At 34.7% G+C, this 17,672-nt stretch carries 19 protein-coding genes; 16 read left to right on the top strand and 3 right to left on the bottom strand.

Features of this window, described 5'->3' with window-relative positions; genetic code table 11:
• Nucleotides 1–81: 81 nt before the first annotated feature.
• From rarD to argH, 14 genes are all read left to right on the top strand, one after another.
• Nucleotides 82–1,005, top strand: a complete 924-nt coding sequence (gene rarD, locus NST77_RS13785) for an EamA family transporter RarD (RefSeq protein ID WP_341123094.1) — start codon at nt 82–84, stop codon at nt 1,003–1,005.
• 96 nt (nt 1,006–1,101) lie between these two features.
• Nucleotides 1,102–2,115, top strand: a complete 1,014-nt coding sequence (gene sppA / locus NST77_RS13780; protein ID WP_341123093.1) for a signal peptide peptidase SppA — start codon at nt 1,102–1,104, stop codon at nt 2,113–2,115.
• A gap of 123 nt (nt 2,116–2,238) precedes the next feature.
• Nucleotides 2,239–2,691, top strand: coding sequence for an RDD family protein (locus NST77_RS13775; RefSeq protein ID WP_445668917.1), 453 nt, complete (start codon nt 2,239–2,241; stop codon nt 2,689–2,691).
• A 202-nt stretch (nt 2,692–2,893) separates the two neighbouring features.
• Nucleotides 2,894–3,580 carry a DUF2953 domain-containing protein gene (locus tag NST77_RS13770; RefSeq protein WP_341123091.1) on the top strand — a complete coding sequence of 229 codons (687 nt, stop codon included), beginning with the start codon at nt 2,894–2,896 and terminating at the stop codon, nt 3,578–3,580.
• A 19-nt stretch (nt 3,581–3,599) separates the two neighbouring features.
• Nucleotides 3,600–4,052: a GerW family sporulation protein gene (gene ytfJ, locus NST77_RS13765; protein ID WP_341123089.1), complete on the top strand. Its 453-nt coding sequence runs from the start codon at nt 3,600–3,602 to the stop codon at nt 4,050–4,052.
• 167 nt (nt 4,053–4,219) lie between these two features.
• Nucleotides 4,220–4,720, top strand: a complete 501-nt coding sequence (tpx, locus tag NST77_RS13760) for a thiol peroxidase (RefSeq protein WP_341123088.1) — start codon at nt 4,220–4,222, stop codon at nt 4,718–4,720.
• Nucleotides 4,721–4,861: 141 nt separating this feature from the next.
• A complete protein-coding gene (locus tag NST77_RS13755) occupies nt 4,862–5,845 on the top strand; it encodes a class I SAM-dependent methyltransferase (RefSeq protein ID WP_303984456.1) in 984 nt (327 codons plus the stop codon).
• 269 nt (nt 5,846–6,114) lie between these two features.
• Nucleotides 6,115–7,305: an acetate kinase gene (locus tag NST77_RS13750; protein WP_095332392.1), complete on the top strand. Its 1,191-nt coding sequence runs from the start codon at nt 6,115–6,117 to the stop codon at nt 7,303–7,305.
• A gap of 133 nt (nt 7,306–7,438) precedes the next feature.
• The gene (locus tag NST77_RS13745) at nt 7,439–8,275 is read left to right on the top strand and encodes an EcsC family protein (RefSeq protein WP_095332390.1); all 837 of its coding nucleotides are present in this window, start codon (nt 7,439–7,441) and stop codon (nt 8,273–8,275) included.
• A gap of 44 nt (nt 8,276–8,319) precedes the next feature.
• Nucleotides 8,320–9,228 (top strand): UvrD-helicase domain-containing protein, encoded by a 909-nt coding sequence (locus NST77_RS13740; protein ID WP_341123087.1) that lies wholly within the window; start codon nt 8,320–8,322, stop codon nt 9,226–9,228.
• Entirely contained in the window at nt 9,189–10,646 is a 1,458-nt protein-coding gene (locus tag NST77_RS13735; protein ID WP_341123085.1) for an ATP-binding domain-containing protein, read from the top strand. Before NST77_RS13740 ends, NST77_RS13735 begins: the two co-directional genes overlap by 40 nt.
• Complete coding sequence (locus NST77_RS13730) at nt 10,643–11,149, top strand: MogA/MoaB family molybdenum cofactor biosynthesis protein (protein ID WP_095332387.1); 507 nt, start codon at nt 10,643–10,645, stop codon at nt 11,147–11,149. The genes NST77_RS13735 and NST77_RS13730 overlap by 4 nt, the downstream gene beginning before the upstream one ends.
• 319 nt (nt 11,150–11,468) lie before the next feature.
• Nucleotides 11,469–12,677: an argininosuccinate synthase gene (locus NST77_RS13725; protein WP_047941848.1), complete on the top strand. Its 1,209-nt coding sequence runs from the start codon at nt 11,469–11,471 to the stop codon at nt 12,675–12,677.
• Nucleotides 12,674–14,065: an argininosuccinate lyase gene (gene argH, locus NST77_RS13720; protein ID WP_095332384.1), complete on the top strand. Its 1,392-nt coding sequence runs from the start codon at nt 12,674–12,676 to the stop codon at nt 14,063–14,065. The genes NST77_RS13725 and argH overlap by 4 nt, the downstream gene beginning before the upstream one ends.
• Nucleotides 14,066–14,132: 67 nt before the next feature.
• Here argH and NST77_RS13715 read toward each other — a convergent pair whose 3' ends face one another.
• Nucleotides 14,133–14,579 (bottom strand): universal stress protein, encoded by a 447-nt coding sequence (locus NST77_RS13715; RefSeq protein ID WP_095332383.1) that lies wholly within the window; start codon nt 14,577–14,579, stop codon nt 14,133–14,135.
• Between the two features lie 108 nt (nt 14,580–14,687).
• Here NST77_RS13715 and NST77_RS13710 point away from each other — a divergent pair, with 108 nt between their 5' ends.
• A complete protein-coding gene (locus tag NST77_RS13710) occupies nt 14,688–14,834 on the top strand; it encodes a hypothetical protein (protein WP_163188279.1) in 147 nt (48 codons plus the stop codon).
• Nucleotides 14,835–15,000: 166 nt separating this feature from the next.
• On the opposite strand, the gene NST77_RS13705 is transcribed toward NST77_RS13710, so the two are convergent.
• Both NST77_RS13705 and NST77_RS13700 read right to left on the bottom strand, forming a co-directional pair.
• Nucleotides 15,001–15,612, bottom strand: coding sequence for a cupin domain-containing protein (locus NST77_RS13705; protein WP_163188281.1), 612 nt, complete (start codon nt 15,610–15,612; stop codon nt 15,001–15,003).
• A 250-nt stretch (nt 15,613–15,862) separates the two neighbouring features.
• Complete coding sequence (locus NST77_RS13700; RefSeq protein ID WP_095332379.1) at nt 15,863–16,963, bottom strand: M24 family metallopeptidase; 1,101 nt, start codon at nt 16,961–16,963, stop codon at nt 15,863–15,865.
• Nucleotides 16,964–17,189: 226 nt separating this feature from the next.
• Between NST77_RS13700 and NST77_RS13695 the strand changes: the two genes are divergently transcribed.
• The gene (locus NST77_RS13695; RefSeq protein WP_095332378.1) at nt 17,190–17,435 is read left to right on the top strand and encodes a hypothetical protein; all 246 of its coding nucleotides are present in this window, start codon (nt 17,190–17,192) and stop codon (nt 17,433–17,435) included.
• The last annotated feature ends 237 nt before the right edge of the window (nt 17,436–17,672 follow it).

Genomic DNA, 17,672 nt, shown 5'->3' with positions numbered 1-17,672 from the left:
TTCTAAAAAAGATTGATTGTCAGCCTCCAAAAAAATATATATAATATGGAATATTTCGATTATAGAAAGAAGCGATGAAAAATGGAGAAAAATAATGTACGGATAGGGGCCATCTTTGCGGGAATTTCCTATTTAATATGGGGGCTGTTTCCGATATATTGGAAACATCTGCAAGGAGTAGGAGCAGATGAAATACTTGCAAACAGAATAGTTTGGTCGTTTATTTTTATGTGTATTTTACTAACTATTACATGGAAATGGACACTGTTTTTTCAAACACTACGATCTTTTAAGTATCAAAAAAAACAGGGGATTATGCTATTTATAGCCTCTGTGCTAGTTAGTTGTAACTGGTTTATCTATATTTGGGCGGTAAATGCCAACAAAATAATCGAAACGAGTCTTGGGTATTATATAAATCCATTAGTAAGTGTATTATTAGGCATTTTTGTGATGAAAGAAAAATTATCGAAGATCCAGTATGTTTCCGTTTTATTAGCTGCAATTGGAGTTTGTATTATTACATTCGCCCATGGAGCCTTTCCTTGGATAGCAATATCTTTAGCAATGACATTTGGTTTATATGGCTTGGCCAAAAAATTAATCAAAGTTGATTCCGATGTAGGATTAACATTGGAAACCATGTTTATTACCCCATTTGCACTCCTTTATATCGGTTATTTATTTGCTAAAGGGGATCATGCCTTTTTGGCCATTTCAACCAGTTTAGACTTTTTGTTAATTATATCAGGCGTGTTAACAGCTGCTCCGTTATTATTTTTCGCTAAGGGAGCGCAACGAATTCCTTTATCCATGCTAGGATTCATACAATACTTAACACCTACATTGACATTAATTCTTGGTGTATTTGTCTATCATGAGCCTTTTACAACGGCACACTTATTAGCATTTATATTTATTTGGTCTGCATTAACAATTTATTCTCTTTCACGAACAAAGCTATTTTCTTCAGCAAAAAAGAAAGAAGCTAAAGGAATAGCATGAGAAGTAAAATAATAAATATTGAAGTTGGTTTTTCTGAAACATTTTTGTTGGTAGGACGTATAGAAAATAGAACAAATATTAGGGGGTTTTGAGTGAATGAATGGAAAACGTTGGGCGGCTTTAGGAATAGCAGGTGTTATTTTTGCCTTCTCCATTATTACTAGTTTGGTATCAATAGCATTTACAACCGATGTGGAAGAGTTATTTGGGCAATTTCTAGGCGAAGGTAAAGCGCCTTATGTAGAAGAATACATAGAGGATGGTAATATTGCTAAGAAAATAGCGGTTCTAGAAGTGTCTGGAACGATACAGGATACTGGGGATGCTGATTCTCTTTTTTCAGCAGCTGGTTATAACCATACTTCCTTTATGGAAAAGCTGGATTACATAAAAGAAGATCCAAGTGTAAAAGGAGTTATTTTGAAAGTGAACTCTCCAGGTGGAGGAGTAGTGGAAAGTGCGCAGATTCACGATAAAATAGTGGAAATTCAAAAGGAAGCTAAAATACCTGTCTACGTATCAATGGGATCAATGGCAGCTTCTGGTGGTTATTATATTTCAGCTCCTGCTGATAAAATTTTTGCAAGTCCTGAAACATTAACGGGATCGCTTGGTGTTATTATGAGTGGATATAATTTTGAAGGTCTTGCTGAAAAGTACGGAGTCGAGTTTGTTACAATTAAAAGTGGTAAATACAAGGATATCATGAGTTCTACTAGAGAAATGACAGAGGAAGAAAGAGAAATTTTACAACGATTAATTGATAATTCTTATGCGGGCTTTGTTAAAGTCATTGCAGACGGACGAGGTATGAAAGAGGCAGAAGTAAAGAAAATCGCAGATGGTCGTATCTATGATGGAAGACAAGCGAAGGAATTAAATTTGATTGATGATTTTGGTTATTTTGATGATGTTGTAGAAAAGATGAAAGCAGACAATAAATTAAATGATGCTGCGGTTGTTAAGTATACGGACAATACTGGCTTTGGTTCCTTGTTTGGCATGACTGCGAAAAAATTAATAACAAGTGAGGATAAAGAATTAGCAAATATATTAAAAATCGTCACAAATGCTAACTCACCTCGTTTAATGTATTTATATGCAGAATAGGAGGGGAACTAATTGAGTAATGAACATGAAAAGTTGGAAACTGAAAATTCTTTAAAGGAAGAAACGGTTTCAGAATCTACTTTTTCGTACAATGAAATAGTAGATAGGAATGAGCAAACACCAATTGTACCAAAAGAAAAGAAGTTGCCATTGGGGGAAGGTTCTTATGTATATGCAGGATTTTGGATGCGCTTTTGGGCATATTTGGCCGATTTAATTATTGTTTCAAGTGTTAATCGTATTCTAATCTATCCTATTTTACGAATAGCAGATGCCCCGTTATATGAATCAGGTATTTTCTCTACGGTAAACATTTGTACCGCTATTACGTTTTATTTATATTTTGTGCTAATGACAAAATTTTTGAAACAAACATTAGGGAAAATGATTTTTGGGTTAAAAGTAGTCCCGATAAACAAAGAAAAACTAACATGGGATACTATTCTTTTCCGTGAGTGGATAGGCCGATTTATCTCTAGCAGCTTTTTCATTTTATATGCTTTAGTTGCCTTCTTACCAAAAAAACAAGGAATTCATGATTTATTTGCTGATACGGCAGTAGTACATGATCGTTAACAGAAAATGAGATTAGGATTGCTGTATTCTAACTAATATAGACCTGAACAATTATACGGAAATGTTTATTTTTCGTATAATTGTTCAGGTTTTTTGTATTGATTGTGTGAGACACGGATTCTGGTAATTCCCCCCTGACTTAGCATGTTTAATTTTGGCTGTTTTATCCAATAATAATAAGCTGAAGGGAAGTGTTACCAAAATGAAAGTTCTTTTCATTCTAGCTATTATAATTGGTGCTTTTTTATTACTTCTACTATTTTCATTTTTTTTAAAATTAACGATACATATCCGCTATTACCATAAGAAAGATAACGATGATTTAAAAATAGAAGTTCGTGCGTTATTTGGAATTATTCGCTATAAAAAGACAATACCTCTAATTAAAATAGATGAGGACTCTCCGACATTAGTAATAGAAGAAGAAACAGAAATAGCAGGCAAAAAAGAGAAAATAGAGGATACAAAACAATTTTCTGGCTCAGATTTATTAAATTTTTTGTCCAATTCCCAAGAGCTATTAAATCATGTTGTTCATTTTCACCGCATAGTAAGGTCATTTTTAGCAAAACTAACAATAAAGAATATAGAATGGAGCTCTATTGTAGGTTTAGGAGATGCCGCACATACAGGGATGATTTCAGGTGCTATTTGGTCAGTAAAAGGCAGTATCATCGGAATGATTAGTAATTATATGAAGCTGCATGATATGCCGAAAATAAACATCTATCCTCAATTTCAGGGAGTTGCCTCTGAAACATTATTTTCTTGTATGATTCAATTTCGGTTAGGGCATGCTATGATGGCAGGAATTAAACTGGTGAAATATTGGAAAGATGGTTTCCCTAATTTTAAAACAAAGGAAACGTCTATCCAAAGTAAACAATAGACAATGGAGGAATAGGAAAATGTCAGATCATCCGATTCAAGGCTTAATGACAACTGCAATGGAAAATTTAAAAGAAATGATTGATGTTAATACGATTATTGGCGATCCTGTAGAAACACCAGATGGCAGTGTGATTTTAACTGTGTCTAAAGTTGGATTTGGATTTGCGGCTGGAGGCAGTGAATTTACGTTAGAGAACCATTCATTAAATGATTCTTTAACAAAGCATCCTTTTGGTGGAGGTAGCGGTGGTGGAGTTAGTATTACACCAATTGCATTTCTGATTGTAAATGCTCAAGGAGTAAAAATGGTCCACTTAGATGAAAGTACTCATCTTTATGAAAAAATCTTGGATATTGCTCCACAAGCTGTTGATAAAATTCAGCAAATGTTTGCTAAGAAAGAATCGTCTTCTGATTCCAACAGTAGTGAAGGACAATCGCAGCAACAAAAAGAAGATATTGAATTTTAATATTCAGCAAGCTGCAAATTTAATTGTTAGCAAAACGAGTTCACAAGAATCGGTGAGCTCGTTTCACTTTGCCTGCAAATGTTCTTTAAACAGTTCGTATTTTTTGCAAATAGTAGCAACTATCGATATGATGAAAGTAATTACATAAGAATATGGAGGAGAGACCAATGGCAAATGTAACTTTTAAACATAATCCAGTCACACTGATTGGGAACGAAATCAAAGTTGGAGACAAAGCTCCCGATTTTACAGTATTAGCGAATGATATGTCAGAAGTATCTTTAGCTAGCTCAAAAGGAAAGATTCGTCTTTTTAGTGTAGTTCCTTCTGTTGATACAGGTGTCTGTGATGCACAAATAAGAAAATTTAATGAGGAAGCTTCCAAGCTTGAGAATGTGGAAGTAATAACAGTGAGTGTCGATTTACCTTTTGCGCAAAGAAGATGGTGTGCAGCAAGTGGGTTGGATAATGTTATTACCGTATCAGACCATAGAGATTTGTCTTTCGGGGAAGCATATGGTGTAGTGATGAAAGAATTGCGATTATTAGCACGTGCGGTTTTCGTAGTAGATGCTAGTGATACGGTAACATATGTAGAATATGTTAGTGAAGGAAGCAACCATCCAAATTATGAGGCAGCAATCAAAGCAGTAAAAGAAGCTAATTAATTTGCTGAATGGCAGATAAAACAATCGATTATCTGGTTAATTTCTTAACCGTATGATAAGCTAGAGTTTGGCCTTTTAAAAGGGACAGACTCTTTTTATTTGGTTTATTTTTTAAGAAATCTATAATAATTAGGTGATAAAATGAACATTTCTCCAGTAGAAGAATTATTTACAGTTTTTAATGAAACAGCTTTGATCATACAAGAGGAACTAGAATATACGTATTTAGAATCTTTAGCTTTAACAGGAGAGAATATTTTTCAAGAAGCGATTTTACAGGAAGAATTGAGTGAATTAAGTAAAAAAAGATTAAAAAAATCATATGAATCGATTCACTTGGCTAAATACTCAAAAGAGGAAATTCGTAAAGCGTTTCAATTAGTCATTTTAAAAGGGATGAAAGAAAATACACAGCCTAATCATCAAATGACACCAGATTCAATTGGAATCCTGTTTGGTTATTTAGTGCAAAAGTTTTATACGAAAGAAGAACTTCGGTTATTAGATTTGGCAGTTGGGACAGGGAATTTATTAACCACTGTGATGAATCATCAAATCGGTAAGAACATCGCTGCCTACGGTGTTGATATTGATGACTTGCTTTTACAGTTAGCGTTAGTAAATGCTAATCTTCAGGAACAACCGATTGAATTTTTCAACCAAGATAGTTTAGAACATTTGTTTATCGATCCAGTAGACGTTGTCGTAAGTGATTTACCAGTAGGGTATTATCCAAACGATATTCGTGCGAATGAATTTAAAGTGAAAGCAGAAGATGGGCATACATATGCACATCATTTGTTCATCGAACAAAGTATAAATTATGTTAAGCCTGGTGGCTATGCTTTCTTTGTTATTCCCAATAATTTATTTGAATCAGAGCAAGCGGCTAAACTTCATGACTATATAAAAGAAGAAGTACACATACAAGCAATAATGCAATTGCCAGAGACGCTTTTCAAAAATAAACAGTCCGCAAAAAGTATATTGATTCTACAGAAAAAGGGGAATAATATAGTAGCACCAAAGCAAGTTTTACTTGCAAAAGTGCCTAGCTTCTCTAATATGCGTGCAATGGAACAAGTTTTAAGTGAATTGGACACATGGATACAAGCAAATAAATAAGGATAATAACTTAAATTACGTTAAGTGTTATAAGACAGTTTCCTTTTATTATATAGAAGATAATCGGCATAAATTTGTCTTTTTTTCGAAAAAACGACGAAAATCTAAAAAAAAATGAATAACTGGGCATAATGTGCTTGAAATGTTTCTAGTAGAATGTTTTAATGAAAAACTGAAAGAAGTAAATCTTGTCTGTTGTATGATTCGATCTGTTCAATGTCAGGCAAATAAATAAAAAGTTGTTATACAAAAGGGGAGTAAATCATTTTATGGCAAAAATAATTGCGATTAATGCTGGTAGTTCTTCACTAAAGTTTCAATTGTTCGAAATGCCAAGTGAAGAAGTAATTACAAAAGGTTTAATAGAGCGTATTGGATTAACTGATGCTGTATTTAATATCTCTGTCAACGGAGAAAAAATCAAGGAAGTTACAGAAATTCCTGATCATGATGTCGCTGTAAAGATTCTTTTAGGCAAATTAACAGAGTTAGGTATTATCGCTTCTTTAGATGAAATCGAAGGAATTGGTCATCGTGTAGTTCATGGCGGAGAAGAATTTGCTGATTCTGCATTAATTACAGATGATGTAATTGGTAAAATTGATACTTTATCTGAATTAGCGCCTTTACACAATCCAGCTAACTTAACTGGTATTCGTGCATTCCAACATGTATTGCCAAATGTACCGGCTGTAGCAGTATTTGATACAGCGTTCCATCAAACAATGCCGGAAAAATCTTATTTATACAGCCTTCCATATGAATATTATGAGCAATATGGAATTCGTAAATATGGTTTCCATGGAACAAGCCATAAATACGTGTCTCAACGCGCTGCTGAATTATTAGGCCGTCCTATTGACCAATTACGTTTAATTTCATGTCACTTAGGAAATGGCGCTAGTATTGCAGCTATTGAAGGTGGAAAGTCTGTTGATACTTCAATGGGATTCACTCCTCTTGCAGGTGTTACAATGGGAACTCGTTCTGGTAATATTGACCCTGCGTTAATTCCATTTATCATGGAAAAAACAGATCAATCTGCTGATGAAGTATTACAAGTGTTAAATAAGAAGAGTGGTCTTTTAGGAATCTCTGGTTTCTCCAGTGATTTACGTGATATTACAGAGCAAGCAAAAGAAGGCAACGATCGTGCGGAACTTGCATTGAGAATTTTTGCAGATAACATCCATAAATACATTGGCTCATATGCATCTGGAATGAACGGTGTAGATGCAATCATCTTTACTGCTGGTATTGGGGAGAATAGTGAAATTGTTCGTGCAAGAGTTCTTCAAGGTCTTGAATTTATGGGAGTATATTGGGATCCAACATTGAATAAAATTTCTGGAGAAGAGTCATTCGTTAACTATCCACATTCTCCAGTAAAAGTAATGGTAATCCCAACAAATGAAGAAGTAATGATTGCAAGAGACGTTTGTAGATTAGCTGGTATTTAAGTTAAGTCTGCAAAGATCTAGGATAAGAATAACAAGACAATCTTTTTCGTAGCTCAATGTACGATAAAGATTGTCTTTTATTGGCTTCTTTTAGTAAAATAAGGAATGATTCTTATTATTCAGGGGGGATTAAATGCTTACAAAAGCTGAAGCTTATTATTTGGATAAAATAGAACAATGGGAAAAGGAAAGGAAAAGTGAGCGCCCAATCAAAATTCTCCATCTTTATTCAGATTACATAGATACTGGCTTATCCTATTTACCTGAATGGCAAAAACAAAAAATTGTACGATCACTTAATAATATCTTATTTCATCTTCATGCCATCTTAATTAATTCCACATTTCAACGAAACACCGCCCAAAAAATTATGCAGCAGGCAAGAGTACATAATGAATCCATCTTCACTTTAAGAGATATGACAAAATTGAGTATAGACCAATTACAATCCATTGCAGAAAAACAAATGGCTCATTACAGGATGCTTGCCTCGGTCCAAGGGGCTTTGGCTTCAAAGCATACTGGTTTTTTCATGGGAGATTTTCTCTCGATGCTTATTATTAATCTTCGATCCGTTCAGGTTCTTGCTTCGCTATATGGGAGACCAGCAGATAGTCCCAATGAAATCATGACGGCATTGAAAGTTTTCTGTGCAGGCTGTTTACCGCATGAGCAGCGAAAAGAAGCATGGAATGAGCTAATGGATGAATTAGAGCAAGAACAGCAAGGTTTCTTTTATGATGGAAAGGATGAAATAGTTCAGGAAAAGATGCTGCATTCTTTATTAAATGAGCTGATAAAGCTTTCCTTTATTTTATTTCTTAAAAGGAAATACAGTAAGGCTGGTACCATAATAGGAGCAGCTGCGAATTACCATTTTACGAAAAGGATGACGGAAATGGCAAATCATTTTTATCAAAAAAGCTATTTACTAAGCAAACAAGATAGAATTTATCCGACTTTGAGATAGGTGCAGCAACCGTGGACTAAAATACGGATGGAAGTTTCTTATAAATGGAGAAAGGGGAAACAATGGAAGACTTTTCAATAGACGAATGGGAACAGGAAAAGAAAAGACTTGAATATACGAAAAATTATATGAATGACGTTTTGCATGAGGCGCAAATCAATCAAGGGACTTTACAGGAAAATGTGCGAGAATCCATAAGCAATGAAGAGGCGCTTGACAGTAGTTTGAGTTATATCAACTATTTAACGAATAGTAAGTTTTTGCAGCTTGCAACAACCGAGTTAAGTATTTTAAAACGTATTTTAGATGCTCCCTATTTTGCGCGGATTGATTATCAAATGAAAGGGAAATCCCAAAAGAATGTCTATTATTTAGGAAAGACATCGCTTTTTGAAAAAGACACACAAAAACCAATTATAGTAGACTGGCGTTCACCAATTGCAAATGTCTATTACGATGGACGATTGGGAGAAGTTTCATATGAAGTCAATGAAGAAACGATTGATGGGCATTTATCGTTAAAAAGACAATTTAAAATTGAAAAAGGGGAGCTCCTTCATTATCAGGATATAGATTTAACGACGACAGATGAATTATTGCAGCAATCTCTTGCTGGAAAAGCAGACCAACGACTAACAGAGATTATTTCAACCATTCAAGCAGAACAAAATGAAATAATTCGAGCTGATTTAAATCGACCGATCATTGTGCAAGGAGCGGCCGGAAGTGGTAAGACAACTATTGCTTTACACCGAATATCCTATTTTATCTATAACTATGCAAAATATTTTCAACCTGAGCAATTAATGATTATTGCGCCAAATAATATGTTTATCGGATATATTGCACAAGCACTGCCTGATTTGGGCGTAGAGAAGATTCGCCAAACGACATTCCTAGATTATGTTTTACTATGCATTGGCAAGAAATTCAGTCAAATAAAAAACTACTAACATTTATAAATCATACGAACAAACAAGAAGAATTGGTTAAGTGGCTTTCCCGTTATAAAGGATCTTTAGAATATAAAAAGGTAATGGATAAATATTTAGTGGATATATGTAATGAAATGAGTCCAAAAGAAGATTTTCGGGTAGAAAAATTCCCGTTATATGGAGCAAAGAAACTGGAGCGTTTATTTAAGAAGGAATACGATTATCTTCCTTTAATCAAACGGAAAGAGAAAATAAAGGGAATCTTACAAGCTGATTTAAAACGGAAAAAGAAAATAATCTTAAGTAAGTTGGAAGATAAGTATGAAGATGCATTAGATCGAGCCTTAAAGATAAAAGAAGATACAAAGCGTAAAGAGAAAGTTGTCTATTTTCTAGACACGAAGGCAGAAAGATTAGCAACAGTAAAGAAAGAAGCATCAACTGCTGTTAGAAGATATATGAAGACGATGGAAACAACCGATTTATATGGGTATTATTCCAGATTATTTGCGGATAAGGAGCTCCTTAGAAAATATACGGAAGATTCGCTAACAGAAAAGCAATTAGATTATTTGATTGCCTTCCAGCGAAAGATATTAAAACAAAAGAAAGTGGAAATCGAGGACTTAGGGGCATTATTTTATTTGCAGTATAAAATATTTGGCATAGATAAAGAATATCGAGCGAAGAATATTGTCATTGATGAAGTGCAGGATTATAGCGAATTTCAGCTATATGCCTTAAAAGCAGGACTAGAAACAGATATGTTTACCCTTGTTGGAGATTTAGCACAAGGGATTCACTCCTATCGAGGATTACAGAACTGGCAGACATTACAGCAAACTATTTTTCCGCGCGCGAATTATATGACCTTGCAAAAAAGCTACCGGACTACGATTGAAATTATGTTTTTGGCAAATGAAATTTTGCATTTAGTCAATGAAGATTTGCCCAAAGTAAAACCAGTTGTCCGCCATGGAGAAAAACCAACTGTTCATTTATATGAGCAAAAACAAGAATTGGTTGACAGAATGATTCAAGTAGCAGATCGACTGCATAATGACGGTTATCACTCTATTGCTATTATTGGTAAAACAGAGGAAGAATGTAAAGCAATATTGAAAGAGATGCAAAAAAGAAAAGTGCCTAATGTCCAATTTCTTCAAGAAAATGAAGATCTTGAAAAGAATTATTTAATTATTGTCCCAAGCTACCTTTCCAAGGGACTGGAATTTGACGCAGTTCTTCTTTTTACGTTAAATGAGTCTTTTTCCCAAGAAGAAATAGATTTAAAGCTTTTATATGTAGCAATGACAAGACCAATGCATCGCCTTCATTTATTTACACGCGACAAAGCATCGTTATTATTGGATAAGACACATGAAGCATATTTTACAGTGGAGAAAGAAAACGAGCGAAAGAGTGGGGAAAGATGAATAAACAAATCCATACGAAGCATCAATACTTACAGGTGGGCTGTAAAATAATAACCGTTAGTGATACAAGATCTGAGGAAAATGATAAAAGCGGTAAATTGATGATTGATCTGCTAGAACAGGAAAACCATTCTATACAAAAGTATGTCATTGTAAAGGATGAGAAAGAACAAATTGTACAAGAAATAATAACGGGCGTGCAATCAGCTGAAATAGACTGTATTCTCCTAAATGGAGGGACAGGAATTTCACCAAGGGATGTTACCATCGAAGCTATTAAACCTCTCTTAACAAAAGAATTAGATGGATTTGGAGAACTGTTTCGAATGTTAAGCTATACAGAAGATATAGGCTCTAGTGCCATACTAACAAGAGCGATTGCTGGAACGATTAATAATACGGTCATTTTTTGTACTCCAGGATCTACAGGGGCTGTACGGCTTGCGATGAACAAATTAATCCTTCCTGAATTAAGTCATGTCGTCAGCGAGTTGCATAAATAATAATAAAAAGGTCAATAACTTTTCATGTAAAGAAAAGGGTTGACCTTTTTTATATATAAAAATAGATTTATCTACTAATGAAATGTATAAAATAATGCATAAAACATTAAGCTTATTTTTATAGATACAAATAATTAGTTTATTAATAGGATGTATACTGAGACTTCCTATCTTTTTGTGTGTATAAAAATAAAATTATTTAAATTTTTATAAAAATTCTATTGAAATTATTAGGGAAAGTTGTTAAAGTGATACATATAGTTTTTGAATAAAAATATAAATAAATGAATATTTATTCGCATATAGGAGGAATTAGGTAATGGCAAATCCAAAAGTAGTCTTAGCATATTCAGGAGGATTAGATACATCTGTAGCAATAAAATGGTTACAGGATCAAGGTTATGATGTAGTAGCTTGCTGCTTAGATGTTGGTGAAGGAAAGGATTTGAACTTTATACAACAAAAAGCACTTTCGGTTGGTGCAGTTCAATCTTATGTCATCGATGCAAAAGAAGAATTCGCACAGGATTTTGCACTTACTGCTATGCAGGCACATACCCTTTATGAAGGAAAGTATCCCCTTGTCTCTGCATTATCTAGACCTTTAATTTCCAAAAAATTAGTAGAAGTAGCAGAAAAAGAAAATGCTGTTGCGGTCGCACATGGATGTACGGGAAAAGGAAATGACCAAGTGCGTTTTGAAGTATCTATCCAAGCATTAAATCCTAATTTAAAAGTATTAGCACCAGTCCGCGAGTGGGGATGGTCTCGTGAAGAAGAAATTGCTTATGCAAAAGAAAAAAATATTCCAATCCCGGTTAACTTGGATAGTCCATTTTCTATAGACCAAAATCTATGGGGAAGAAGCAATGAATGTGGAATTTTAGAAGATCCTTGGGCTGCCCCTCCAGAAGAAGCGTATGACTTAACAGTAAGTCTCGAAAATGCTCCTGATCAAGCAGATATTATTGAAATTGAATTTAAGGAAGGTGTCCCTGTCAGCATAGATGGTATTACTTATTCTTTATCTGCGCTAATTCTTGAGTTAAATAAGATCGCCGGAAAACATGGTGTGGGTAGAATCGATCATGTAGAAAATAGATTAGTAGGAATTAAATCAAGAGAAGTGTATGAATGTCCAGGTGCTTTAACATTGATGAAAGCACATAAAGAATTAGAAGATATTACGCTTGTAAAAGAAGTAGCACATTTTAAACCAGTTATCGAAAAGAAAATCACAGAAGTTATTTATGAGGGACTTTGGTTCTCTCCAATTACAAAAGCATTGCAAGCTTTCTTGCAAGAAACCCAGAAAAACGTGACAGGAACGGTTCGCGTGAAACTATTTAAAGGGCATGCGATTGTAGAAGGAAGAAAATCACCATATTCTTTATATGATGAAAAACTTGCTACGTATACTTCCGACGATGAGTTTGATCATGCAGCAGCGGTTGGCTTCATTAAACTTTGGGGACTTCCTACAAAGGTTCAAAGCATTGTGGAAAACGACAAGAAGGTGTCTGTGTGAAGAAATTATGGGGAGGTAGATTTACAAAATCTGCCGAGGAATGGGTAGATGAATTCGGTGCGTCCATTTCCTTTGATCAGGAGCTAGTATTAGAAGATATAGAAGGGAGCATTGCCCATGTGGCAATGCTCTCTAAAACAGGGATATTGTCAGTAGAAGAGGCAGAGAAAATCAAAAATGGGTTACTTACGTTAAAAAAGCAAGCAGAAAAGGATGAATTAACTTTTTCTGTAAAATTAGAAGATATCCATCTTAATTTAGAAAGTAAATTAACGGATTTAATTGGTCCTATAGGTGGGAAGCTCCATACTGGTAGAAGTAGAAATGATCAAGTTGCAACAGATATGCATCTTTACCTGCGAACACAAGTAAAGCAAATTATTCAATTATTGAATGAGCTGCAAAGCGCGTTGTTGGAAAAGGCAGAGCATCATATTGAAACAGTAATGCCTGGGTATACACATCTTCAGCGTGCCCAGCCTATCTCTTTTGCGCATCATTTAATGGCGTATTTCTGGATGTTTGAAAGAGACAAACAGCGATATCAGGAAAACGTAACGAGAATTAATGTATCACCACTAGGTGCCGGTGCTTTAGCAGGAACAACCTTTCCTATTGATCGTTCCTATAGTGCTGACCTACTTGGCTTTGATTCCATTTATGAAAATAGTATGGATGCAGTAAGCGATCGTGACTTTATCCTAGAATTTCTATCAACTAGTTCTATTTTAATGATGCATCTATCGCGCTTTAGTGAAGAAATTATTCTTTGGTCTTCTCAAGAATTTAAATTTATTGAATTAGACGATAGTTTTTCCACGGGAAGCAGTATTATGCCCCAAAAGAAAAATCCAGATATGGCTGAATTAATCCGTGGAAAAACCGGGCGGGTTTATGGAAATTTAATGGGCTTGTTAACTGTATTGAAAGGTTTGCCTTTAGCTTACAATAAAGATATGCAGGAAGATAAAGAAGGGATGTTTGATACCGTAAAAACGGTGGTTGGCTCTTTGCGCATTTTTGCTGGTATGATTCAAACAATGAAGGTTAATGAGCAAGGAATGGAAAATGCCACGAAAAATGACTTTTCTAATGCTACAGAATTAGCTGATTATTTATCAGAAAAAGGGATGCCTTTCAGAGAGGCGCATGAAGTAGTAGGGAAATTGGTTCTATATTGTGTGAATAAAAAATGTTATTTGCAGGATTTAAGTATTACAGAATTACAAGAAGCGAGCAGCTTATTTGAACAGGATATCTACCATGTATTAAATCCCAGAACGGCAGTTGAAAGACGAAATAGTGCTGGCGGAACTGGATTTACCCAAATAAAGCAAGCGATTGAAAAAGCAAAGCTTTGTGTTTGGGAAAAAGAAGAAGTGAAGTAAAAGAAGAAAGTTCTATTATTTGATTGCAAACACTGCTTTCTATAATAGAACTTTCTTCTTTTTATATCTATTGATCACTGCTTCTAACAATTAAAACATCACAAGGAGCATTTCTGGTAATTCCTTCAGAGACACTACCGATAATAAATCTCTCAACGGCATTTAAACCTGTCGCTCCACACACAATTAAATCTGCTTTATACTTTGTCGCAATTTCCCGAGGAACTACTGCTCTTGGAGAACCGAATTCAATTGCCTTTACAACATTCTGAACTCCTGCTGCAGTTGCTTGAACAATATATTTATCTAAGAGCTCATTAGCGAATTCATCTGATTTAGCTGCAATGGATTGATCGTACGCAGCTACCGTTGCAAAAGATCTCGTATCAATAACGTGGGCAATGACAAGCCTAGCATTATTTTCTTTTGCTATCGAAATCGCTTTCTTTATAGCATTATCAGCCTCATCTGAACCATCTACTGCCACAATAATGTTTTGATAGTTTACGTTCATAGCATTCACTCCTTAAGTTTATCTCCTTCTATTATATACCCAATTCATGCATAAGGTTAACTTTTCATTCAAATAATAGGGAAGAAAATAAGAAAGGAAGGAATAGGGATGCACAAACAAAATGAAAGAATACAGAATGATTTTGAATTTGATGAAAAGGGAAGCGAAGAAGTAACTGCCCAAGTGATGGATTCCTATAACGACGGCGCGGTTGATGCCTTCTTGGACAAAGAGCAGAAACAAATAAAAGACTAAAACAAAAAGGACAGTAGGAAGAGCAAAACTAGTTTGTTTAATCTACGGATACATGAAGTAGGCTGAACCTCCCTCAGCGCTCCCTACTAACCAGCCTATGAGTGCTGTCATAAAAAAGTCGTTTTTTTAATGAATAATTTTTGGTACCTCATCTGAACTCTATTTGTTAGTAATTTCTTGGAATGTAGTAAGGCTGATAGATAGGCTGAGGATAATTGGCGTCAGCATAATAATTTTGGCTAGGGCTATTTCTACTAATAGCCGGACCTAGAATCGTTGTTTTATTAATAGGAGAGATGGTGGATTTCCACTTATTAAGATCTAATGAATAAGTATGTGCCATTAAGTCTGGAGGAGTTAGACGAAGTAAATCAGAGCCAAAGATTGCTTCAGGTGTAGGTGCATTGAATATAGCTAATAAATGCGTCTTATTTGTATTTGCGATTTCATAATGCCACCAGCCTTGAGGAACATTAGCTACTTGGCCAGGCGTAATGGTATAGTTTAGAACTTTTTTTGTGAAAGGATTTAACAGTGAAACAGTAGCAGAACCAGAAATGCAGTATACGAGCTCTGCCGCATTTTGGTGAATATGTGGTTCTACAACAACATCTTTACTTAAATAGATATCTAGCAAGGATACATTTTCTAACGAATTTAACTGTTGTTCTCCTAAAACATTAATATAGTTATGACTATCTCTTGTGAAAAAATTACTTTTATTTACATCAAAATGGTATTGGACTTTTGAATCTGTATAATCTACATATTTAACCATTCTCTTCATCCCCCTTTTCTGCCCCTTTTAAGTTTAGGTATTTTATGTAAAATATAAAATTAGGTGCAAGTACATTTAAAAGAGATGATAATAGTGGTTTTAAGTATTCTAACCAAATATAAACCCCAACGATTATATGGAGATGCTCGAGGAAACTCCGAATTATCGTTGGGGTTTTTAGAAAACAGGTTTGTGGTTGGCACCCGCATAATAATTAGCAAAAAATCAAGCGGATTTTCTTATTTACCATTTATTGAATAATTTGAAGCTCTTTCGGAAATTTTGTTAAAATCTCTACTCCATCTTTTGTAACATATACATCATCTTCTATCCGGACTCCTGCAACATTCGGTACATAAATGCCCGGCTCGATTGTATATACCATACCTTCTTGTAAAACAAGGGAATTTGTTTCAGTTAAGGAAGGGAATTCGTGAACACTAATACCCAATCCATGTCCTAAACGATGAGGGAAAAACTCGCCATAACCAGCTTCTCTTATTGTGTTACGAGCAGCTAGATCAACAGTAGCACAAGAAACGCCAGGCTTAGAGGCTTCGATAGCTGTTAGCTGAGCTTTTAAAACTGTATCATAAATATCTTTTTGCTTCTCATTAATGTCGCCAAATGCCACTGTTCTTGTTATATCAGAACAATATCCATCAACAACAACCCCCAAGTCGAATAATACTAAGTCTCCTTTTTTTATTTTTGTCTCTCCTGGATTTCCATGAGGGGAAGCGCCGTTCACTCCAGTTAGTACCATGGTTGAAAAGGACATCTTACCAATTCCTTGTTTCTTTAATTCATATTCAATAGCAGCTAGAATTTCCATTTCAGATTTGCCTTCTACTATTTCATTACAGCCTACTTCAATAGCAAAATCAGCCCATTTACAAGCTTCTTTTATCTTAGCTAATTCATCTGATGTTTTTATCATGCGCAAAGTATTAATTTTTTCTTCTGCAGAAACATATCCTTCAATGTTAGGAAATGATGTTTGAAGTGCCTGATATCTTGCCACATTCATGTGATCCATTTCAAGAGCTACTTTTCTTGTACGGCTTGTACGGCTTTGAACCATACTTTGAATAGTTTCCCATGGATTTTCTGTATCGCTATAGCCGATGATATCATAGTTCCACCCGGCATCTTTTGCATCATTTGTTTCCATTGCAGGACAAACTAATATCGGATCGTTTTCTGGGAAGACAATCAAAGCCAATAATCTTTCATGTGGATCACTATAGAATCCGCTAAAATAGAAAATATTATCTGTAGATGTTAAAAAGGTGAAATCAATTTCTTCCTGCTTCATCCAATTTGCTAGAGACGCTATTTTTTTTTCCAATTCAACCTACCTCCAAGTGTTTCTTAACAAGTCTATACTTTTTCCTTTTTCTTATATTGTAGGACGAGTTAAATATTATTCTTATCCTATAAGATTATCAACATAAGTCGTGTATGTAAATATTTAGACTTGCGAAATTTTCTGTGTGAATAGATGCTTTAGCTAATTTTAAATACTTTTTTTATTCTTGTCCGCATAGGATAGTATCAAGGAGGTTTTAGCGATTATGAATAAGAATAGATATTTATTATGTATATTACTATGTGGTGTTCTTTTATATTATGGCATGCCAAGACTTTCTCCCTTCAGTGATGGGGTTGAAGGAATATTTTCGATTACATGGCTAGCCTTTGCCTTAATGGTGGTAGCGGGAAATTTAACGGCATTACTATATACCCCTAAAAAACCACGAACAGCCAAAAGGTCTTATAGTAAAGTGCAGAAAAAGAAGAAAATCTATTATTACCAATAAGATAAAAAAGGAGAGGGATAGAATTAAAACGAACAATCTATCTCCCGTTATTAATAAATAAGGATCCGTTTGTTGATAAATAATTATATGAGGCTTTATTGGTGATATACGTATAGTGGTTCGATTTATCTTCGGCTGGGATTATTTTCTTCCAGCCCTTTTTTGCTTGTAATATGTTAAAACCAATCAGACTTTTTAAAAAGAAATAAGATGTTCACAAAAGATATACTCCACACA

This window comes from Niallia sp. FSL W8-0177 (genome assembly GCF_038006285.1).
GTDB classification, from domain to species: domain Bacteria; phylum Bacillota; class Bacilli; order Bacillales; family Cytobacillaceae; genus Niallia; species Niallia circulans_A.
Note: the sequence above shows the minus strand (reverse complement) of the source record. Positions and strands in the feature narration are given on the sequence as shown.